The 15,459-nt window shown below is 72.1% G+C and carries 10 protein-coding genes and 1 pseudogene; 4 read left to right on the top strand and 7 right to left on the bottom strand.

From position 1 onward, the window contains the following. Positions 1–11: 11 nt before the first annotated feature. From ACLBWX_RS17640 to ACLBWX_RS17655, 4 genes and pseudogenes are all read left to right on the top strand, one after another. Positions 12–2,306 carry a PBP1A family penicillin-binding protein gene (locus tag ACLBWX_RS17640; RefSeq protein ID WP_447678366.1) on the top strand — a complete coding sequence of 765 codons (2,295 nt, stop codon included), beginning with the start codon at positions 12–14 and terminating at the stop codon, positions 2,304–2,306. A 148-nt stretch (positions 2,307–2,454) separates the two neighbouring features. Further along, complete coding sequence (locus ACLBWX_RS17645) at positions 2,455–4,944, top strand: heavy metal translocating P-type ATPase (RefSeq protein ID WP_447678367.1); 2,490 nt, start codon at positions 2,455–2,457, stop codon at positions 4,942–4,944. Continuing rightward, a pseudogene (gene cueR / locus ACLBWX_RS17650) lies at positions 4,941–5,405 on the top strand (Cu(I)-responsive transcriptional regulator); the annotation flags it as partial. The gene ACLBWX_RS17645 and the pseudogene cueR, both read left to right, overlap by 4 nt. A 202-nt stretch (positions 5,406–5,607) precedes the next feature. Next, entirely contained in the window at positions 5,608–6,780 is a 1,173-nt protein-coding gene (locus ACLBWX_RS17655; RefSeq protein ID WP_447678305.1) for a M20 aminoacylase family protein, read from the top strand. A gap of 13 nt (positions 6,781–6,793) precedes the next feature. Here ACLBWX_RS17655 and ACLBWX_RS17660 read toward each other — a convergent pair whose 3' ends face one another. From ACLBWX_RS17660 to infB, 7 genes are all read right to left on the bottom strand, one after another. Further along, complete coding sequence (locus ACLBWX_RS17660) at positions 6,794–7,363, bottom strand: TadE/TadG family type IV pilus assembly protein (protein WP_447678306.1); 570 nt, start codon at positions 7,361–7,363, stop codon at positions 6,794–6,796. Next, a complete protein-coding gene (locus tag ACLBWX_RS17665; protein ID WP_447678307.1) occupies positions 7,357–7,956 on the bottom strand; it encodes a TadE/TadG family type IV pilus assembly protein in 600 nt (199 codons plus the stop codon). Before ACLBWX_RS17665 ends, ACLBWX_RS17660 begins: the two co-directional genes overlap by 7 nt. Then, positions 7,953–9,500: a pilus assembly protein TadG-related protein gene (locus ACLBWX_RS17670; protein ID WP_447678308.1), complete on the bottom strand. Its 1,548-nt coding sequence runs from the start codon at positions 9,498–9,500 to the stop codon at positions 7,953–7,955. The genes ACLBWX_RS17665 and ACLBWX_RS17670 overlap by 4 nt, the downstream gene beginning before the upstream one ends. 184 nt (positions 9,501–9,684) lie before the next feature. Beyond that, entirely contained in the window at positions 9,685–10,713 is a 1,029-nt protein-coding gene (gene truB / locus ACLBWX_RS17675) for a tRNA pseudouridine(55) synthase TruB (RefSeq protein ID WP_447678309.1), read from the bottom strand. 134 nt (positions 10,714–10,847) lie between these two features. Further along, a complete protein-coding gene (rbfA, locus tag ACLBWX_RS17680; RefSeq protein ID WP_447678310.1) occupies positions 10,848–11,282 on the bottom strand; it encodes a 30S ribosome-binding factor RbfA in 435 nt (144 codons plus the stop codon). A gap of 328 nt (positions 11,283–11,610) precedes the next feature. Then, positions 11,611–12,384: a DUF1868 domain-containing protein gene (locus tag ACLBWX_RS17685; RefSeq protein WP_447678311.1), complete on the bottom strand. Its 774-nt coding sequence runs from the start codon at positions 12,382–12,384 to the stop codon at positions 11,611–11,613. Between the two features lie 114 nt (positions 12,385–12,498). Further along, positions 12,499–15,417 (bottom strand): translation initiation factor IF-2, encoded by a 2,919-nt coding sequence (infB, locus tag ACLBWX_RS17690; RefSeq protein ID WP_447678312.1) that lies wholly within the window; start codon positions 15,415–15,417, stop codon positions 12,499–12,501. Positions 15,418–15,459: the final 42 nt, after the last annotated feature.

Consider the following 15,459-nt stretch of genomic DNA (forward strand, 5'->3'; position numbering starts at 1 on the left):
CCTGGCAGGGCTTGGCCGCCCGCATGCGACCCAGCGCGCCGACCGACGCGCCTGCGCCCGCCATGTCGGCGGAGGGACCGATGCCCGCCGCCGGGATCGAAGCGGGACCGGCGCCGCGCGCCGCCGGCCTGCCGGCGCGCCTGCGCCGCCATCCCTGGCTGGCCGCCGCCCTGGCGGCCGTCGTCCTGCCGGCGCTGCTCCTGGCCGGGCTCGTCCTCTACAGCTTCGCCACCCTGCCGCCGCTGGGCGGCGTGGCGCCGGAGGCGGGCCAGCGCGCGCTGACCGTCGAGGCCGATGACGGCCGGGTCTTCGCGACCCGCGGGGCGTTCCAGGGCCAGAAGCTGACGGCGGCGGAGATGCCGCCCCATCTCGGGCAGGCCATCATCGCCATCGAGGACCGGCGCTTCCGCGCGCATTGGGGCATCGACCCGCGCGGCCTCCTGCGCGCCGTCTACCGCAACGCCGTCGGCGGGGGCGTGCGCGAGGGCGGCTCCACGATCACCCAGCAATATGCCCGGCTCGTCTCCCTGAACCAGGAGAAGTCGCTGCGCCGCAAGATCCAGGAAGCGTTCCTGGCCCTGCGCGTCGAGGCAACGATGTCGAAGGACGAGATCCTGCTCGGCTACCTGAACACCGCCTATTTCGGGGCCGGCGCCTACGGCGTCGACGCCGCCGCCCGGCGCTATTTCGGCAAGGGCGCGAAGGCCCTGACCCTGCCCGAGGCCGCGATGCTGGCCGGCCTGGTGCGCGCGCCCTCGCAACTCGCCCCGACCCGCAACTTCGGCGGCGCCAAGGAGCGCGCCGACGTGGTGCTGCAGACCATGGTGGAGACCGGCGCCATCACGGCGGCCGAGGCCGACAAGGCCCGCGCCCAGACCATCACGCTGCGCACGCCCCCCGAGACCCCGCCGGGCACCAACTACTTCCTCGACATGGTCTCGGCGGAGTCGAAGAAGCTCGCCGACGCGCCGGGCGACGTCACCGTGCGCACCACCCTCAACCTCGACCTGCAGAGCCTCGCCGAGGGTGTCGTCGCCCGCCGCCTCGATGCCGAGGGCGCGAAGAAGAAGGCGGGGCAGGGCGCCATGGTGGTGCTCAACAAGGAGGGCGCGATCCTCGCCATGGTGGGCGGGCGCGACTACGAGGACAGCCAGTTCAACCGCGCCACCCAGGCCAAGCGTCAGGCCGGCTCCCTGTTCAAGCTGTTCGTTTATCTCACCGCCTACGAGAACGGCTTCAACCCCGACTCGGTGCTGGTCGACCGGCCGATCCAGATCGGCGACTGGGAGCCGCAGAATTCCACGGGCCGCTTCAAGGGCGCGATGCCCCTGCGCAGCGCCTTCGCGCAATCGGTCAACACCGTCGCGGCGCAACTCGCCGACGAGGTCGGCATCCCGGCCGTGATCGCCACCGCCCGTCGGATGGGCGTGACCTCGGATCTGCCCAACGTGCCGAGCCTGGCCCTGGGCTCGGCCGAGGTGACGCTCCTGGAGATGACCCGCGCCTATGCGGGGGTGCTGGCCGGCGCCGCGCCGGTGGACACGCACAGCGTCCACGCCATCCGGGGCGCCCAGCCGCAGCCGCTCTATCTGCGCGCCGAGACGAAGGGCGGCACCGCGATTCCCACCGAGAGCCGCGCGATGATGCTCGATTCCCTCCAGGCCGTGGTGGATGGCGGCACCGGCAAGGGCGCGCGGGTCGCCGGCCTGCCGGTGGGCGGCAAGACCGGGACCACCCAGGATTATCGCGATGCCTGGTTCATCGGCATGACGCCGGACCTCATCGTCGGAATCTGGGTCGGCAACGACGACAACGCGTCCATGAACCGGGTCGGCGGCGGCGACATTCCGGCGAGCATCTTCCACGACTTCGTCCAGCGGGCGACGGTGCAGCTGGCCAAGGGCCGCAAGCGCCCGTCCGCGGCCCGGGCCGAGCCGGCGCCCGCCCGCGAGGTCGCCACCAACGCCGCGGCCCCCGGCCTGCGCGGCGTTCCGGAGGTGGTCGATACCGGCACCCTGGCCTTCCGGGGCCGCACGATCCGCCTCCTCGGGGTGGAGGGGGAGGGCGGGGCGCTGGCCCGGCAGCTCGCCCGCTACCTGCGCCGCCGCGAGGTGACCTGTGCGCCGCCGGCCGGGGCCGATACCGCCGCCGAGCAACTCCGCTGCCAGATCGACGGCGACGACCTCGCCTCCCTGATCCTCACCGCCGGCGGCGCCCGCGCCGCCGAGGACGCGCCGGCCGACCTCCTGGCCGCCGAGGAGCAGGCCCGCTCCGAGCGCGCCGGCATCTGGGGCCGGCGGCGGTAGGCTTCGCGATCCGCCGACGGGCATCCGCCGGGTCCTCGAGCGTTCCCCCGGCCCCGGGGACGCCGCCCGTGCCGAACCGCCGAACCGGGCCGAGCGGCATCGCTCGGCCCCTTGACCTTCCCACCATGGGAAGCCCCACATGGGGGACATGGACAAGCGCCCGACCCTCGAGACCACGATCCCCGCACCCGGCCGCCGCCTCGGCTTTCCGGTGGCGGGTCTGACCTGCGCCTCCTGCGTCGGGCGGGTCGAGCGCGCACTCCGGGCGCTGCCCGGCGCTACGGAGGTCTCGGTCAACCTCGCCACCGGGCGGGCCGAGCTGCGCCTTCCCGGACCGGGCGGAGCGGCGGTCGAGGCCGTGGCGCGGGCGGGCTACGCCGTGCCGGAGGCGGTCACCACCCTCGAGATCGACGGATTGTCCTGCGCCTCCTGCGTCGGCCGGGTCGAGCGCGCCTTCGCGGCCGTCCCGGACGTGACGACGGCCACGGTCAACCTCGCCACCGGCCGGGCCGAGCTGCGTCATCCCGAGGGGCTGGTCGCACGCGCGGACCTGGAAGCGGCCGTCGCGAAGGCCGGTTACGCGGTGCGGGTCCCGACCGAAGCGCCGGTCGCGGCCGGCGCGACCCGCCAGACGCGGGAGGGGCGGGCCCTGCGGCGCGATCTCGTCGCGGCGGCCGTCCTGTCGGCGCCGGTCGTCGTCCTCGACATGGGCGGCCACCTCGTGCCGGCCTTCGCGCATGCGGTCCACGATGCGCTCGGGGCCGGGGCCGGATGGCTCCAGGCCGGGCTCGCCACCCTGGTGCTCGCCGGACCCGGAGCCCGCTTCTTCCGCCGGGGCCTGCCCGCCCTGGTCCGCCTCCATCCGGACATGAACGCCCTCGTGGCCCTCGGGTCGGGGGCCGCCTACCTCTACTCCCTCGTTTCCGTCCTGGCGCCGGATCGGCTCCCGCCCGGCACGGCGCATCTCTATTTCGAGGCGGCGGTTCTCATCGTCACGCTGATCCTCCTCGGCCGCACCCTGGAGGCCCGCGCCAGGGGACGCACCGGCGCGGCCATCGCGCGCCTGATCGGTCTCGCCCCCGCCACCGCGCGGGTGATCCGCGACGGCGCCGAGACGGAGGTGGCGCAGGCCGGCCTGAAGATCGGAGACGTGGTCCGGGTGCGCCCGGGCGAGCGCATCGCCGCCGACGGAATCCTGGTCTCCGGGTCGAGTTGGGTCGACGAGAGCATGGTCACCGGCGAGCCGGTCCCGGTGGCCAAGGCGGCCGGCGCCGCGGTGGTGGGCGGCACCCTGAACACCCATGGCAGCTTCGACCTGCGGGTGGATTCCGTCGGGGCCGACACGGTGCTGGCCCGGATCGTCCGCATGGTCGAGGCGGCCCAGGGCGCCAAGCTGCCGATCCAGGCCCTGGTCGACCGGGTGACGGGCTGGTTCGTCCCCGCCGTCATCGCGGCGGCGGCGGCGACCTTCGCGGGCTGGCTCGCCTTCGGCCCGAGCCCGTCCCTCGGCCTCGCCCTGGTCAACGCCATCGCGGTGCTGATCATCGCCTGTCCCTGCGCCATGGGCCTCGCCACCCCGACCTCGATCATGGTCGGCACCGGCCGCGCGGCCGAGCTCGGCGTGCTGTTCCGCAACGGCGGCGCGCTCCAGCGCCTGCGCGCGGTGCGCGTCGTCGCCCTCGACAAGACGGGCACGCTGACCCTGGGCCGCCCGACCCTGACCGACCTCGTCGCCGCGCCGGGCTTCGCGGCGGACGAGGCCCTGCGCCTCGCCGCGAGCCTCGAATCGCGCTCCGAGCACCCCGTCGCCCGCAGCCTCGTGGCGGCGGCCGCGGACAGGGGCCTGGCGCCCGGGGCCGTGACGGGCTTCGAAGCCGAGCCCGGCTACGGCATCGCCGGCACCGTCGACGGCCGCAGCGTCGTCGTCGGAGCGCGCCGCTTCCTCGACCGCCTCGGAATCCCCGTCGGCGCGCTCGACGCCGAGGCGGCCCGCCTCGGCGCGGAGGGCCGCACGCCGCTCTGCATCGCCGTCGACGGGCGCCTCGCCGCCCTGGCCGCGGTGGCGGATCCGGTCAAGCCCGGGGCGGCCGAGGCCGTGGCGGCCCTGCAGGCCCGCGGCCTCGTGGTGGCCATGGTCACCGGCGACGGCCGCGCGGCGGCCGAGGCGGTGGCGCGGAGCCTGGGCATCGCGACCGTGTCCGCCGAGATCCTGCCCGGCGGCAAGGTCGCGGCCGTGCAGGCCCTGCGCGCCCGCCACGGCCCGGTGGCCTTCGTCGGCGACGGCATCAACGACGCCCCCGCCCTCGCCGAGGCGGATGTCGGCCTCGCCATCGGCACCGGAACCGACATCGCGGTGGACTCGGCCGACGTGGTGCTGATGTCGGGGGCGCTCTCGGGCATCGTCACCGCCATCCGGCTCTCGCGGGCGGTGATGCGCAACATCCGCCAGAACCTGTTCTGGGCCTTCGCCTACAACGTGGCGCTGATCCCGGTGGCGGCGGGTCTGCTCCATGCCTTGGGCGGGCCGCTGCTCTCGCCCGTGCTCGCGGCCGGCGCCATGGCGCTGTCGAGCGTCTTCGTCCTCGCCAACGCCCTGCGCCTGCGCCGGGCCGGCGGCGCGGGGCCGGCAGCGACATGAGCGCGGGCGCCGCCGTCACCATCGGCGAGGCCGCCCGCGCCACCGGCGTCTCGGCCAAGATGATCCGCTACTACGAGGAGACCGGCCTGCTGGCGCCGGCCGAGCGGACCGCGGGCGGCTATCGGCTCTACGCCGCGGCCGACCTGCATGCCCTGCGCTTCGTGCGCCGCGCCCGCGACCTCGGCTTCACGATGGAGGACATCCGAACGCTGCTCGCCCTCTGGCACGACCGCGGGCGGGCGAGCGCCCAGGTGCGGCGCCTCGCCCTCGGCCACGTGGCGGACCTGCGCCGCCGGATCGACGCGCTGGAAGGCATGGCGCGCACCCTGGAGGATCTCGCCGCCCATTGCGGCGGCGATGCCCGGCCCGACTGCCCGATCCTCGACGACCTCGCCGCCGGTCCCCAGAGCGCGCCCGGCGCGCCATCCGGCCAACAGAGCGCGCCCGGCGCGCCATCCGGCCAACAGAGCGCGCCCGGCGCGCCATCCGGTCGCCAGGACATGCCCGCCGCGACACCGCGGCATGGGGAGCGCGATCCCGAAGCGTCGCCTTCGCGGCGCGGCGAGCGTTGACCGCATCCCTGGCCTCTTGTTTGCTGCGCGAGCGGCGTCGCAACCCCGGCGCGTCCCCTTGAGAGCCGTCGCCTCTCGAAAGTCGCTGTCCATGCCCGTCCTCGACCGGATCGCCGCCTTCGCGGACGAGATCGCCGCCTGGCGCCACGATCTCCACGCGCACCCGGAACTGCAATACGACGTCCACCGCACCGCCGGCTTCGTCGCCGACAAGCTGCGGGCCTTCGGCTGCGACACGGTCGCCACCGGCATCGGCCGCACCGGCGTCGTCGGGGTGATCCGGGGGCGCGCCCACGGGTCGAACCGGGCCATCGGCCTGCGCGCCGACATGGACGCCCTGCCGATCCAAGAGGCGCGCGACCTGCCCTATCGCTCGACGGTGCCGGGGAAGATGCATGCCTGCGGGCATGACGGGCACACGGCGATGCTGCTGGGCGCCGCGAAGTACCTCGCCGAGACCCGCGACTTCGACGGCACCGCGGTGCTGATCTTCCAGCCGGCGGAGGAGGGCGGCGGCGGCGGCGAGGCCATGGTCCGGGACGGGCTGATGGAGCGCTTCGGCGTCGAGACCGTCTACGGCATGCACAACATCCCGGGCCAGGCCCTCGGGACCTTCGCCATCCGGCCGGGCCCGATCATGGCCTCCACCGACCGCTTCACCATCACCATCGCGGGCCGGGGCGGGCACGCCGCCCAGCCGCACAACGCCGTCGACAGCGTGCTGGTGGCGAGCCACGTGATCACGGCGCTGCAATCGGTGGTGTCGCGCAACGTCGATCCCCTGGAGAGCGCGGTGGTCTCGGTCTGCGCCCTGGAGGCGGGGGAGGCCTTCAACGTGCTGCCGCAATGCGTGGTCCTGCGGGGCACCATGCGGGCGCTCTCGAAGCCGGTGCGGAGCCTGATCCAGGACCGGATCTCCGCGATCGTCACCCATGTCCCGCAGGGCTTCGGCGCCACGGGCACCATCGACTTCAACAGCGGCTACCCGGTCACCGAGAATCATCCGGCGGAGACGGACTTCATCGCCGACGTGGCGGCGGAACTCGTCGGCGAGGCCGGCATCGACCGGGCCGTGGCGCCCCTGATGGCGGCCGAGGATTTCTCCTACATGCTCGCCCACCGCCCCGGCGCCTACATCTTCCTCGGCAACGGCGACAGCGCCGGCCTGCACCACCCGGACTACGACTTCAACGACGCCGCCGCGCCCTACGGGGCCTCCCTCTGGGCGCGGGTGATCGAGACCGGGCTGCCGATCCGCGACTAGGCTCGCCCGCGCCTCACGGGCAGGCCGCGCCGCCGGGCAGGACCACCGCTGCGCCGGTCACCGAGCGGACCGGCCAGGTCGTGGTCTGGGACAGGGTCAGGTTGGTCAGGGCCGGGAACAGGTTGAAGACCGGCACGTAGCGCACGGTCATCTCCGCCATCATGTAGCGCGCGTTGACCGCGGCCTCCGAGGGGGGCGGGTCGCCGAGGATCGAATTGACCGCGCGCTTGGTCGCCTTGTCGGCGGTGCTGGAGCAGACGCGCGCCTGATAGGCCTTGTTGGAGAGCTGGTAGACGCCCGCCGCCGTGAGGACGATGCCGGACCCGCTCGCATCCGTCGGGTACATCACCGCCCGCCCCGCCGCGTAGATGTCGTCGACGCTGGTCAGGCTGCCCCGCGAGATCAGGTCGGCCATGGCGCGGGTCGCGCGGACGAGGCGCTGCTTCGTCGCGTAGGCCCGCGGCAGCTCGATCGTACCCATGAAGATGACGATCATGATCGGCGCCACCAGGGCGAATTCCACGGCGCTGACGCCGCGGCGGTCGCGCGCGAAGGCGCGCAGGGTCCGGCGCAGCCTCAGCATGTCCCCGCCGGATAGGGCTCCGCCCGGAACACCGTGGTCGCGGTGATCATCTGCTCGCTCGCCGAGATCGGCGCCGCCGCGACCCCCGTGAAGCCGAAGAAGCGGGGGATCACCACCGCGGCGCGGATGGTGACGATGTCGCTGCCCTGCGGGCAGGCGAAGCGCGTGCCGAAGGTCGGCGAGGCCGCGCCGGTCTTCGGGTCGTAGGGCGCGGCGGCGGAATTCGCGCTGAAGGTCGCGGCGGTGGTCATCTCGACCTTGAGCTTCGTGCAGTCGAACAGCACCGGGCCGTTGCACATCTCCGCCACCAGCCGGGCGGCGGGCGGCTTCGTGCCGGCCCCGTCCTGGTACACGCCGGTGAAGACCGCGCGGCCGCCCCGGTCGAGGGCATCGTCGAGGAGCTGCTGGGCCAGGATCAGCAGGGCGGCCTCGATGATCGCGCCGAGGAGCAGCATGAAGGGCACCGCCACGAGGCCGAACTCCACCGCCGCGACCCCGCGCGTGTCCCGCCCGAGCCGCCGCAGCATCCCGAGCCGCCGCAGCGTCCCGAGCCGGCGCGGCGTCGCGAAGCGGCGTTCCGCGCCCGGCCTCATCGCGCGATCCGCAATTCGCTGATCTGGGCGGCGATGGCCTTGAAGGCGTCGGTCAGGTCGGAGGCGTTCTGGACGTCGTAGAACTTGTCGCTGCCCGAGGCGCAGTTCTTCAGGATGTCGCTGGTGCCCTCCGAGACCTCGACGCGGACGGTGAAGATCGCGACGCCGGCGTTCTTCATGTTGGTGCAGAGCGTCGTGAGCCGGCCGTCGATCGCGTTGCGCCGCGCGGTGGAATCGTCCGAGGTCGTGCCGATCCTGTTCTGCCAGATGTAGCCGATGCCCGAGTAGTACGAGGTGTTCGAGCTGTAGGAACGAGTCGCCGACTGGTTCTGCCCATCGGTCATCAGCACCACGAACTTGCGGGTGGTCCGGTCGGTGTAGGCCGCCCCTTCCGCGAAGGGACCGCCGGGCGAGAGGATGTGCCAGCCCCAGACCAGCCCGATCGGGATGTTGGTGTCGCCCCGCACCGTCATGGCGTCGATCGCGCTGTTGAGGCTGGACTGGGACGTCGTCAGGCGGGTGATCGGCTGCAGCTCGCAGCCGGAATTCGGACCGTAGAGATAGTTGTCGCTGTCCTTGTCGATCCGGCCCGTCCGTTGGATCCCGTAGGTCCGGTACTTGGACACCTGGCCCTGACGGTTGCGCAGGGTGCCCAAGCTCACGCCGTCCGCCGTGTAGTTGTTCCACATCGGCGTCCGGGACGATTCCGTGTCGGCCTCGTCCGGGGCGAAGTAGGGCACGAAGAGCGTGTCGGGCGTGCTCGCGCTCGGCGGCGTCTCCTGCACGTCGTAGGGCATCGGCCGGCCCTCGACGCAGCCGCCCCAGGCGACGCCCATCTGCTGGAACAGGGTCAGCCGGTTGGCCGCCGAGACGAAGATCTGCGAATGGACCGAGGACCGGGCGTCCTTGTCGATCCAGGCGGCGCCCGCGTTGCCCGGGCCGACATTCACGGTCATCGAGAACGGGACGATGCCGATCCGCAGGGAGTTCGGCTTTGCCGGATCCACCTCCTTGAACAGGGTCGAGACGAGGTCCTTGGCCGCCGCCTTGAGGTTCGTGAGCTTCGCGCCTTCCATCGAGCCCGTGTTGTCGAGGACGAGGGCGATCTCCAGATTGCCCGAGGCGCGGCGCCCGGTGCTGCTCACCGAGATGGGCATGCCGGTGAGCCCGACCATCCGGGTCAGGCTCGTCGGCGATGTGCCGGTGGCCGTGACGGTGATGTCGTCCCCGTTGCGCCGCGCTCGGACCAGGAGGTCGTCGATGGGGGTCTTCTTCAGGGCGGCCCGCACCTGCGCATCGGCCTTGCTCGCCAGCTCCGCGTCGGTCGATGTCGTCGGCAGCTTGGCGAGGGAGAGGACCGTGGCGTCGGTGACGTCCTGCGCCGCCTGACGGTTCATCGACTTCACGCCGAAGTCGATCACGGTGCCGGCCAACATCAGCAGCGGGATCGAAGCGAGGGCGAAGATCAGCGCGACGACACCGTTTCGGTCATCGCGGAAGCGTCGGAAGATGTTGCAGCTCGAACGAGTCGTGGGCTGAAGCATGCCACGACCTGTGGCGTCGAAAATTTACGAAACGCTTAAGATGAGACCTCAGAAGATGCTGGATCCAAACGGAACAACAACCGAAGCGGATCCGAGATCATCCGCTTCGGTTGCTTGGCCGTATCGAGGTTCGAAGGCCGCAAATCCCGGGACCGACGATTTATAACCTAAGACATTTGGGAAATCAGGCCGGGCGGTTGGCCGTCCCGCCCAGATGGAAGACCCGGTGCGGCACCAGTTCGCCGCGCTCGACGTCGCCCACCGCCACCAGGATGCCGCCGCAGGTGGCGAAGGCCTTGCCCTCCACCGGCGCGTCGCGCCCGCGCAGGATCACCGGCTGGCCGCGCATCAGGCGCAGGGCCATGTCCCGCGACACCGGCACCGCGGGGACCGCATCGAGGGCGGTCTCCACGGGGTGGAGATGGCCGGCATTACCGTCCGGCCCGGCTTCCTCGAGGGCGGCGACCCGGCAGGAATCGGCCTCCGTGAAGGGACCGACGCGGGTGCGGCGCAGGGCCGAGACGTGGCCGTAGCAGCCGAGCAGGCGGCCGAGGTCGCGGGCGATGGCGCGGACATAGGTGCCCTTGCCGCAGGCGGCCTCGATCACGGTGCGCTCGGGGCTGTGCTCGACCACCGCGAGATGGTCGATCTGCACCGGGCGCGCCACCAGCACGACCTCCTCGCCGTCGCGGGCGAGATCGTAGGCGCGCTCGCCCGCGATCTTGATCGCCGAGTAGCGGGGCGGCACCTGCTCGATGGCGCCGATGAAGGTCGGCAGCGCCGCCTCCACGGCCTCCCGGGTCGGGCGCGCCTCGCTGGTGGCCACCGGCCGGCCCTCGGCGTCGTCGGTGTCCGTCTCGATGCCCCAGGTCACCGTGAAGACGTAGGCCTTGCGCCCGTCCATCACGAAGGGAACCGTCTTGGTCGCCTCGCCGAGCGCGATCGGCAGGATGCCGGAGGCCAGCGGGTCGAGGGTGCCGGCATGGCCGGCCTTCTTGGCGTTGAAGGCGCGCTTCACCACCGCGACCGCGTGGGTCGAGGTCATGCCGACGCCCTTGTCGAGGATCACCCAGCCGTTGACGTCGCGGCGCTTCGGCCGGTCCGGGCGCGGCGCGCCCCGCGGCGGACGACGGCCCTCGGCGGCCATGGGCCGGTCCGCCGGGTTCGGCGGCGCTGAGCCCTCGGTGCGCTCGACGGTCGGTTCGTTGATCATGGGGGTCCTCGGTCGATGATCATAGGGGCCGGGCGGCACGCTCGGCGCCGTCCTCCGTCCCCTTCGGGATACGCTGTTCGATGTCTCCGCCGCCTCGGGCCGGAGATGCTGCGCCGCTCACCAAGCGGTGGGCGTCAGGACGCGTCGGGGTCCGACGCGCCGTCCTCTTTCTCCGCGGCCGGTGATTCGAGATCACGGCGCACCTTATCAGTCCGCAGCAGGGCGTCGATCCGGTCGGCCTCGTCGAAGGTCTCGTCGCGCAGGAAGCGCAGATCGGGCGCGTATTTCAGGTTCACCCGTCGGGCGACCTCCTGGCGCAGCGCCTTCTTGTTGCGCGCCAGCGCCGCGAGGACCGGCGCCTCGTCGAGGCCGCCGAGCGGCATGATGTAGGCGGTGGCGAGCTTCAGGTCCGGCGACATCCGCACCTCGGGCACCGTGATGACGTGCGCGCTCAGCACCGCGTCCTGGATGTCTCCGCGCTGGAGAACCTCGGCGATGGCGTGGCGGATCAGCTCGGCGACGCGCTGCTGGCGCTGCGAAGGTCCGGTGGAGGTCTGTTTCTGGGCCATGAAGAATTCTGATCGTCTTGTCGGCGAAGCGGTTCGACACCCGCGCGCCGGAGCCGCGGACGAGACGTCGCTGAGTTGGAACATCGAGGGTCCGCCGCACGCGAGACGCCGGGCCGGCGGGAACGAAGCGGACGTCGAAGGCGACCCTCTTAGCGCAGATCGCCCTCCGGGACATAGGCCTGTGGCGCAGGTTTCCGCGTCGGGATGCGCGCGCTCGCCCCGGCGGGCCGGGTCGAGCGGAATCCCGACCGGATCCTGCCGAACCCGTTGGATCCCTCCCGGTCTGGCTGATCCGGGCATCGCTCGGCCGTCGAGACCGCAGGGCGGCTCAGTCCGTCAAGGTCAGCATGGGAGTGAAGGACGCCATGTCCTCGAAGCGGCAGAGGACGGGCGGTCCGATGAGGAATTCCGGCAGCGCGTCCGCGAATCGCGCCAGCCAGGCGCGGGACAGCCGGCCGACCGCGGCGGTTTCGTCGGGCGTGAGCCAGTGGAGCAGGTAACCGAGGGTGATGTGGAAGCGATAGGCGTCGCGATTGGGGGGCTGGATGTCCAGGCGGTCGCACAACCGCACGCGCAGATCCCGAAGGCGCTCGGCCTCTCCCGCATCCGCCGGTGACAGGGGCAGGCTGAAATCCGTCACGGGGGCGCCCGTCGCGGGGGGCGCCGGGCGCATGCGGAACCGGCCCCCGCCCGTGTGGAATCCGGTCAGGCGGTCGCGACACCAGGCGTTCGCCTGCGCGAGCGGCAGGTCGGCGTCCAGCGAGGCCGGCCAGTATGGTGGACGACGGTGATCCGCGTCGAGGCCGGCGAGCAGCGTCATGTGGAGGTTCGGTTCCGGCAGAAGGGCGAACGCCCGCATCACCGGCTCGGCCCGCGCCGCGTCCCGAAGGTGGGCCAGGGCGTGCCGGAGATCGGGCTCCGTTCGCGTGAAGCCGATGATCGTGTTGCCGGGCCAGGGCCGGACCCGACCGTCCGAATCGAATTTCGTCCCGATGGCCGGCGGGCGCTCGCGCGTGTCGCCGCGGCACGGCAGCGCGGTCGCCAGTGCTGCGCCGACGCCGAGGGTGAGCGCCCGTCTGCGCGAGGGGAGCGCCTGCGTCATCCTCCGGACTCCCTGTGGGATCGGCGATCGTCGCTGTGTCAGCACGGCACCGAAACGGGAGCGGGGCCGCGACCTCGTCGCGACCCCGCTGGTATTCCGAACCGAATCACCCGCTCAGAGCGTCCGGCGGATCTCCTCGACCCGGTAGCACTCGATGGTGTCGCCGGCCCGCATGTCCTGGAAGTTCTCGAAGGACATACCGCACTCGTAGCCGGCGGTGACTTCCTTCGCGTCGTCCTTCAGGCGCTTCAGCTGAGACAGCTTGCCCTCGTGGATGACCACGCTCTCGCGAATCAGGCGGACATGCGCACCGCGCTGGACCACACCGTCCGTGATGCGGCAGCCGGCGATCTTGCCGACCTTCGAGACGTCGAAGATCTGCAGGATCTGGGCTTCGCCGAGACGCTCCTCGCGCAGCGTCGGCGGCAGCATGCCCGACAGGGTCGCTTTGATGTCATCCACGAGGTCGTAGATGATGTTGTAGTAGCGGATCTCGACGCCCTTGTTCTCGGCCGATTCGCGCGCTTCCTTGTGGGCTCGCACGTTGAAGCCGATGACCACGGCCTTGGAGGCCTCGGCCAGGGTGACATCCGATTCCGTGATGCCGCCGACGCCCGCGAGCAGGATACGCGCCGACACCTCATCGTTGCCGAGCTTCTCCAGGGCGCCGGTGATGGCTTCCACCGAACCCTGCACGTCGCCCTTGACGATGATCGCCAGTTCCTTGCGGCCGGCGCCTTCCTTGAGGTCGCGCATCATGTCGACCAGCGAACGATTCGCGCCGCCGGTGCGGGCGGCGATGCGCTCGCGCTTCTGACGGGCACGATACTCCGTGACCTCACGGGCACGGGCCTCGTTCGGAACGACCACGACGCGGTCGCCCGCGTCCGGCGTGCCGTTGAATCCGAGCACCTCCACGGGAACCGAAGGCCCCGCATAGGGGACGTTCTCGCCCTTGTCGTCGATGAGGGCGCGGACGCGGCCCCACTCGGCGCCGGCCACCACGATGTCGCCGGTGAACAGGGTGCCACGCTGCACCAGGACCGTGGCCACCGGGCCGCGACCGCGATCGAGCTTGGCCTCGATGACCGTGCCCTCGCCGTCGCGCTGCTCGTTGGCGCGCAGGTTCATGATCTCGGACTGTAGCTGCAGGCCCTCGAGAAGGTCCGCGAGACCGTCGCCGGTCTTGGCGGACACCTCGAATTCGAGAGTCTCACCGCCCATCGACTCCACCTGGATGTCGTGCTGGAGCAGCTCGGTGCGGACCCGCTGCGGGTTCGCCTCGGGCTTGTCGATCTTGTTGATCGCCAGGATGAGCGGCACGCCCGCCGCCTTGGCGTGCGAGATCGCCTCCACCGTCTGGGGCATGACGCCGTCATCGGCCGCCACCACGAGTACGACGATATCCGTCACCTTGGCGCCACGGGCGCGCATGGAGGTGAAGGCCGCGTGGCCGGGGGTGTCGATGAAGGTGACCATCTCGCCGGAAGGCGACGCGACCTGATAGGCACCGATATGCTGCGTGATGCCGCCGGCCTCGCCCGAGACCACGGTGGTCTTGCGGATGGCGTCGAGGAGCGAGGTCTTGCCGTGATCGACGTGGCCCATGATGGTGACCACCGGGGGACGCGGATCGAGATCCTCCTCCAGCTCCGGCTCGTCCGAGAACAGACCCTCTTCCACGTCCGACTCCGCCACGCGGCGCACGGTGTGGCCGAGTTCCTCGGCGATGATCTGCGCCGAATCCGAATCGATCACGTCGGTGATCTTGTGGATCTGGCCCTGCTTCATCAGCAGACGGATCACGTCCACCGCCCGCTCCGACATGCGGTTGGCGAGCTCCTGGATCGTGATCGTCTCCGGGATCGTGACCTCGCGGGAGAGCTTCTCCTTCTGCTCCACCTGCCGGTTGCCGCTCATACGCTGCTGGCGGCGGCGGAACGAGGCGACGGAGCGGGTGCGCTCGTCCTCGCCCGAGGTGGCGGTGGCGATCGTGAGACGCCCACGGTTGCGGTCGCCGCCCGGCTGCTTCGGGGTCTTGGGCGGCGTGATGATCTTGAGCGGCATGCCAGGACGGCGGATGACGCGCTTCTGCTCGCTCTCCTCCTCGGCAGCCTGCGGCCGCCCGGCGGTGCGGGCCGGCGCGGCGCCTCCGGCCGGGCGCGCGGCGGTCGCTGCGGTCGGTGCGGTGGGCTCGGGCTCCGGTGCCGGGGCGGGGCGGGCCATGAAGTTCAGGTCGCGCGGCTTGCGCACGTCCGCCGTGATGGTCTTGCGCGGCTCGGCCGTGGCGGGCCGTGCCGTCAGCGGCGGACGCGCAGCCGGACGGGCCGGTGCCGCGGGAACGGCGGGCCGGGCTGGTGCGGCGGCCGGAGCCGGACGCTCCGCGGCGGGCTCTGCAGCGGTGGGAGGCGCCGAGCGCACGATGGTCGGAGCCGCCGGCATCGGGGCGGTCTTCGACACGGTCGGAGCAGCAGCCGGTGCGGTCTCGGCCTTCGCAGCATCCTGCGCAGCGGCCTCGGCGGCGCGTCGCGCCTCCTCGGCGATGCGGCGCTCTTCTTCCTCCTTGCGGCGGCGGGCCTCTTCCTCCCGCTTCTTCGCCTCGGCGGCCTCGCGCTCGCGCTGAACGGCGGCCAAGCGCTCCCGCTCGGCGGCGGCTTCCGCCTCGGCACGCTGCTGCGCCTCGGCCTCACGGCGCTTGGCGTCGGCGAGGGCGGCCGCGCGGGCGTTGCTCTCCTGCTCGCTCAGGGTGCGCAGCACGACACCATTGGCCGACCGTTGGGCCTGACGCGGCGCGGCCGGCGGCGGGGGCGGGGCCACCCGCGTCGCAGGGGCAACCGGCGTCGTCTCACGCGCCGGAGCGGCCGGAGCCGCGCCGATGACACGGCGCTTCACCGTCTCGACCACGACCTGCTTGGTGCGGCCATGGGAGAAGCTCTGACGCACCGTTCCCTGCTCGATCGGACGCTTCAAGGACAGCGGCTTCGAAGGGGGTCTCGCCTGCGTCTTGTCGCCCGGATTGTTCGTATCGCTCATTCAGTCCAAACCCTGAGGGTTTCCATCGTCCCGTGAACCGGC

This window comes from Methylobacterium sp. M6A4_1b (assembly GCF_053345175.1).

What these genes read in the sequence shown, in the direction of transcription:
- ACLBWX_RS17645 (WP_447678367.1), top strand. Translation starts at nt 2,455, where the DNA reads ATGGACAAGCGCCCGACCCTCGAGACCACGATCCCCGCACCCGGCCGC.
- ACLBWX_RS17655 (WP_447678305.1), top strand. Translation starts at nt 5,608, where the DNA reads ATGCCCGTCCTCGACCGGATCGCCGCCTTCGCGGACGAGATCGCCGCC.
- ACLBWX_RS17660 (WP_447678306.1), bottom strand. Translation starts at nt 7,363, where the DNA reads ATGCTGAGGCTGCGCCGGACCCTGCGCGCCTTCGCGCGCGACCGCCGC.
- ACLBWX_RS17665 (WP_447678307.1), bottom strand. Translation starts at nt 7,956, where the DNA reads ATGAGGCCGGGCGCGGAACGCCGCTTCGCGACGCCGCGCCGGCTCGGG.
- ACLBWX_RS17670 (WP_447678308.1), bottom strand. Translation starts at nt 9,500, where the DNA reads ATGCTTCAGCCCACGACTCGTTCGAGCTGCAACATCTTCCGACGCTTC.
- truB (WP_447678309.1), bottom strand. Translation starts at nt 10,713, where the DNA reads ATGATCAACGAACCGACCGTCGAGCGCACCGAGGGCTCAGCGCCGCCG.
- rbfA (WP_447678310.1), bottom strand. Translation starts at nt 11,282, where the DNA reads ATGGCCCAGAAACAGACCTCCACCGGACCTTCGCAGCGCCAGCAGCGC.
- ACLBWX_RS17685 (WP_447678311.1), bottom strand. Translation starts at nt 12,384, where the DNA reads ATGACGCAGGCGCTCCCCTCGCGCAGACGGGCGCTCACCCTCGGCGTC.
- infB (WP_447678312.1), bottom strand. Translation starts at nt 15,417, where the DNA reads ATGAGCGATACGAACAATCCGGGCGACAAGACGCAGGCGAGACCCCCT.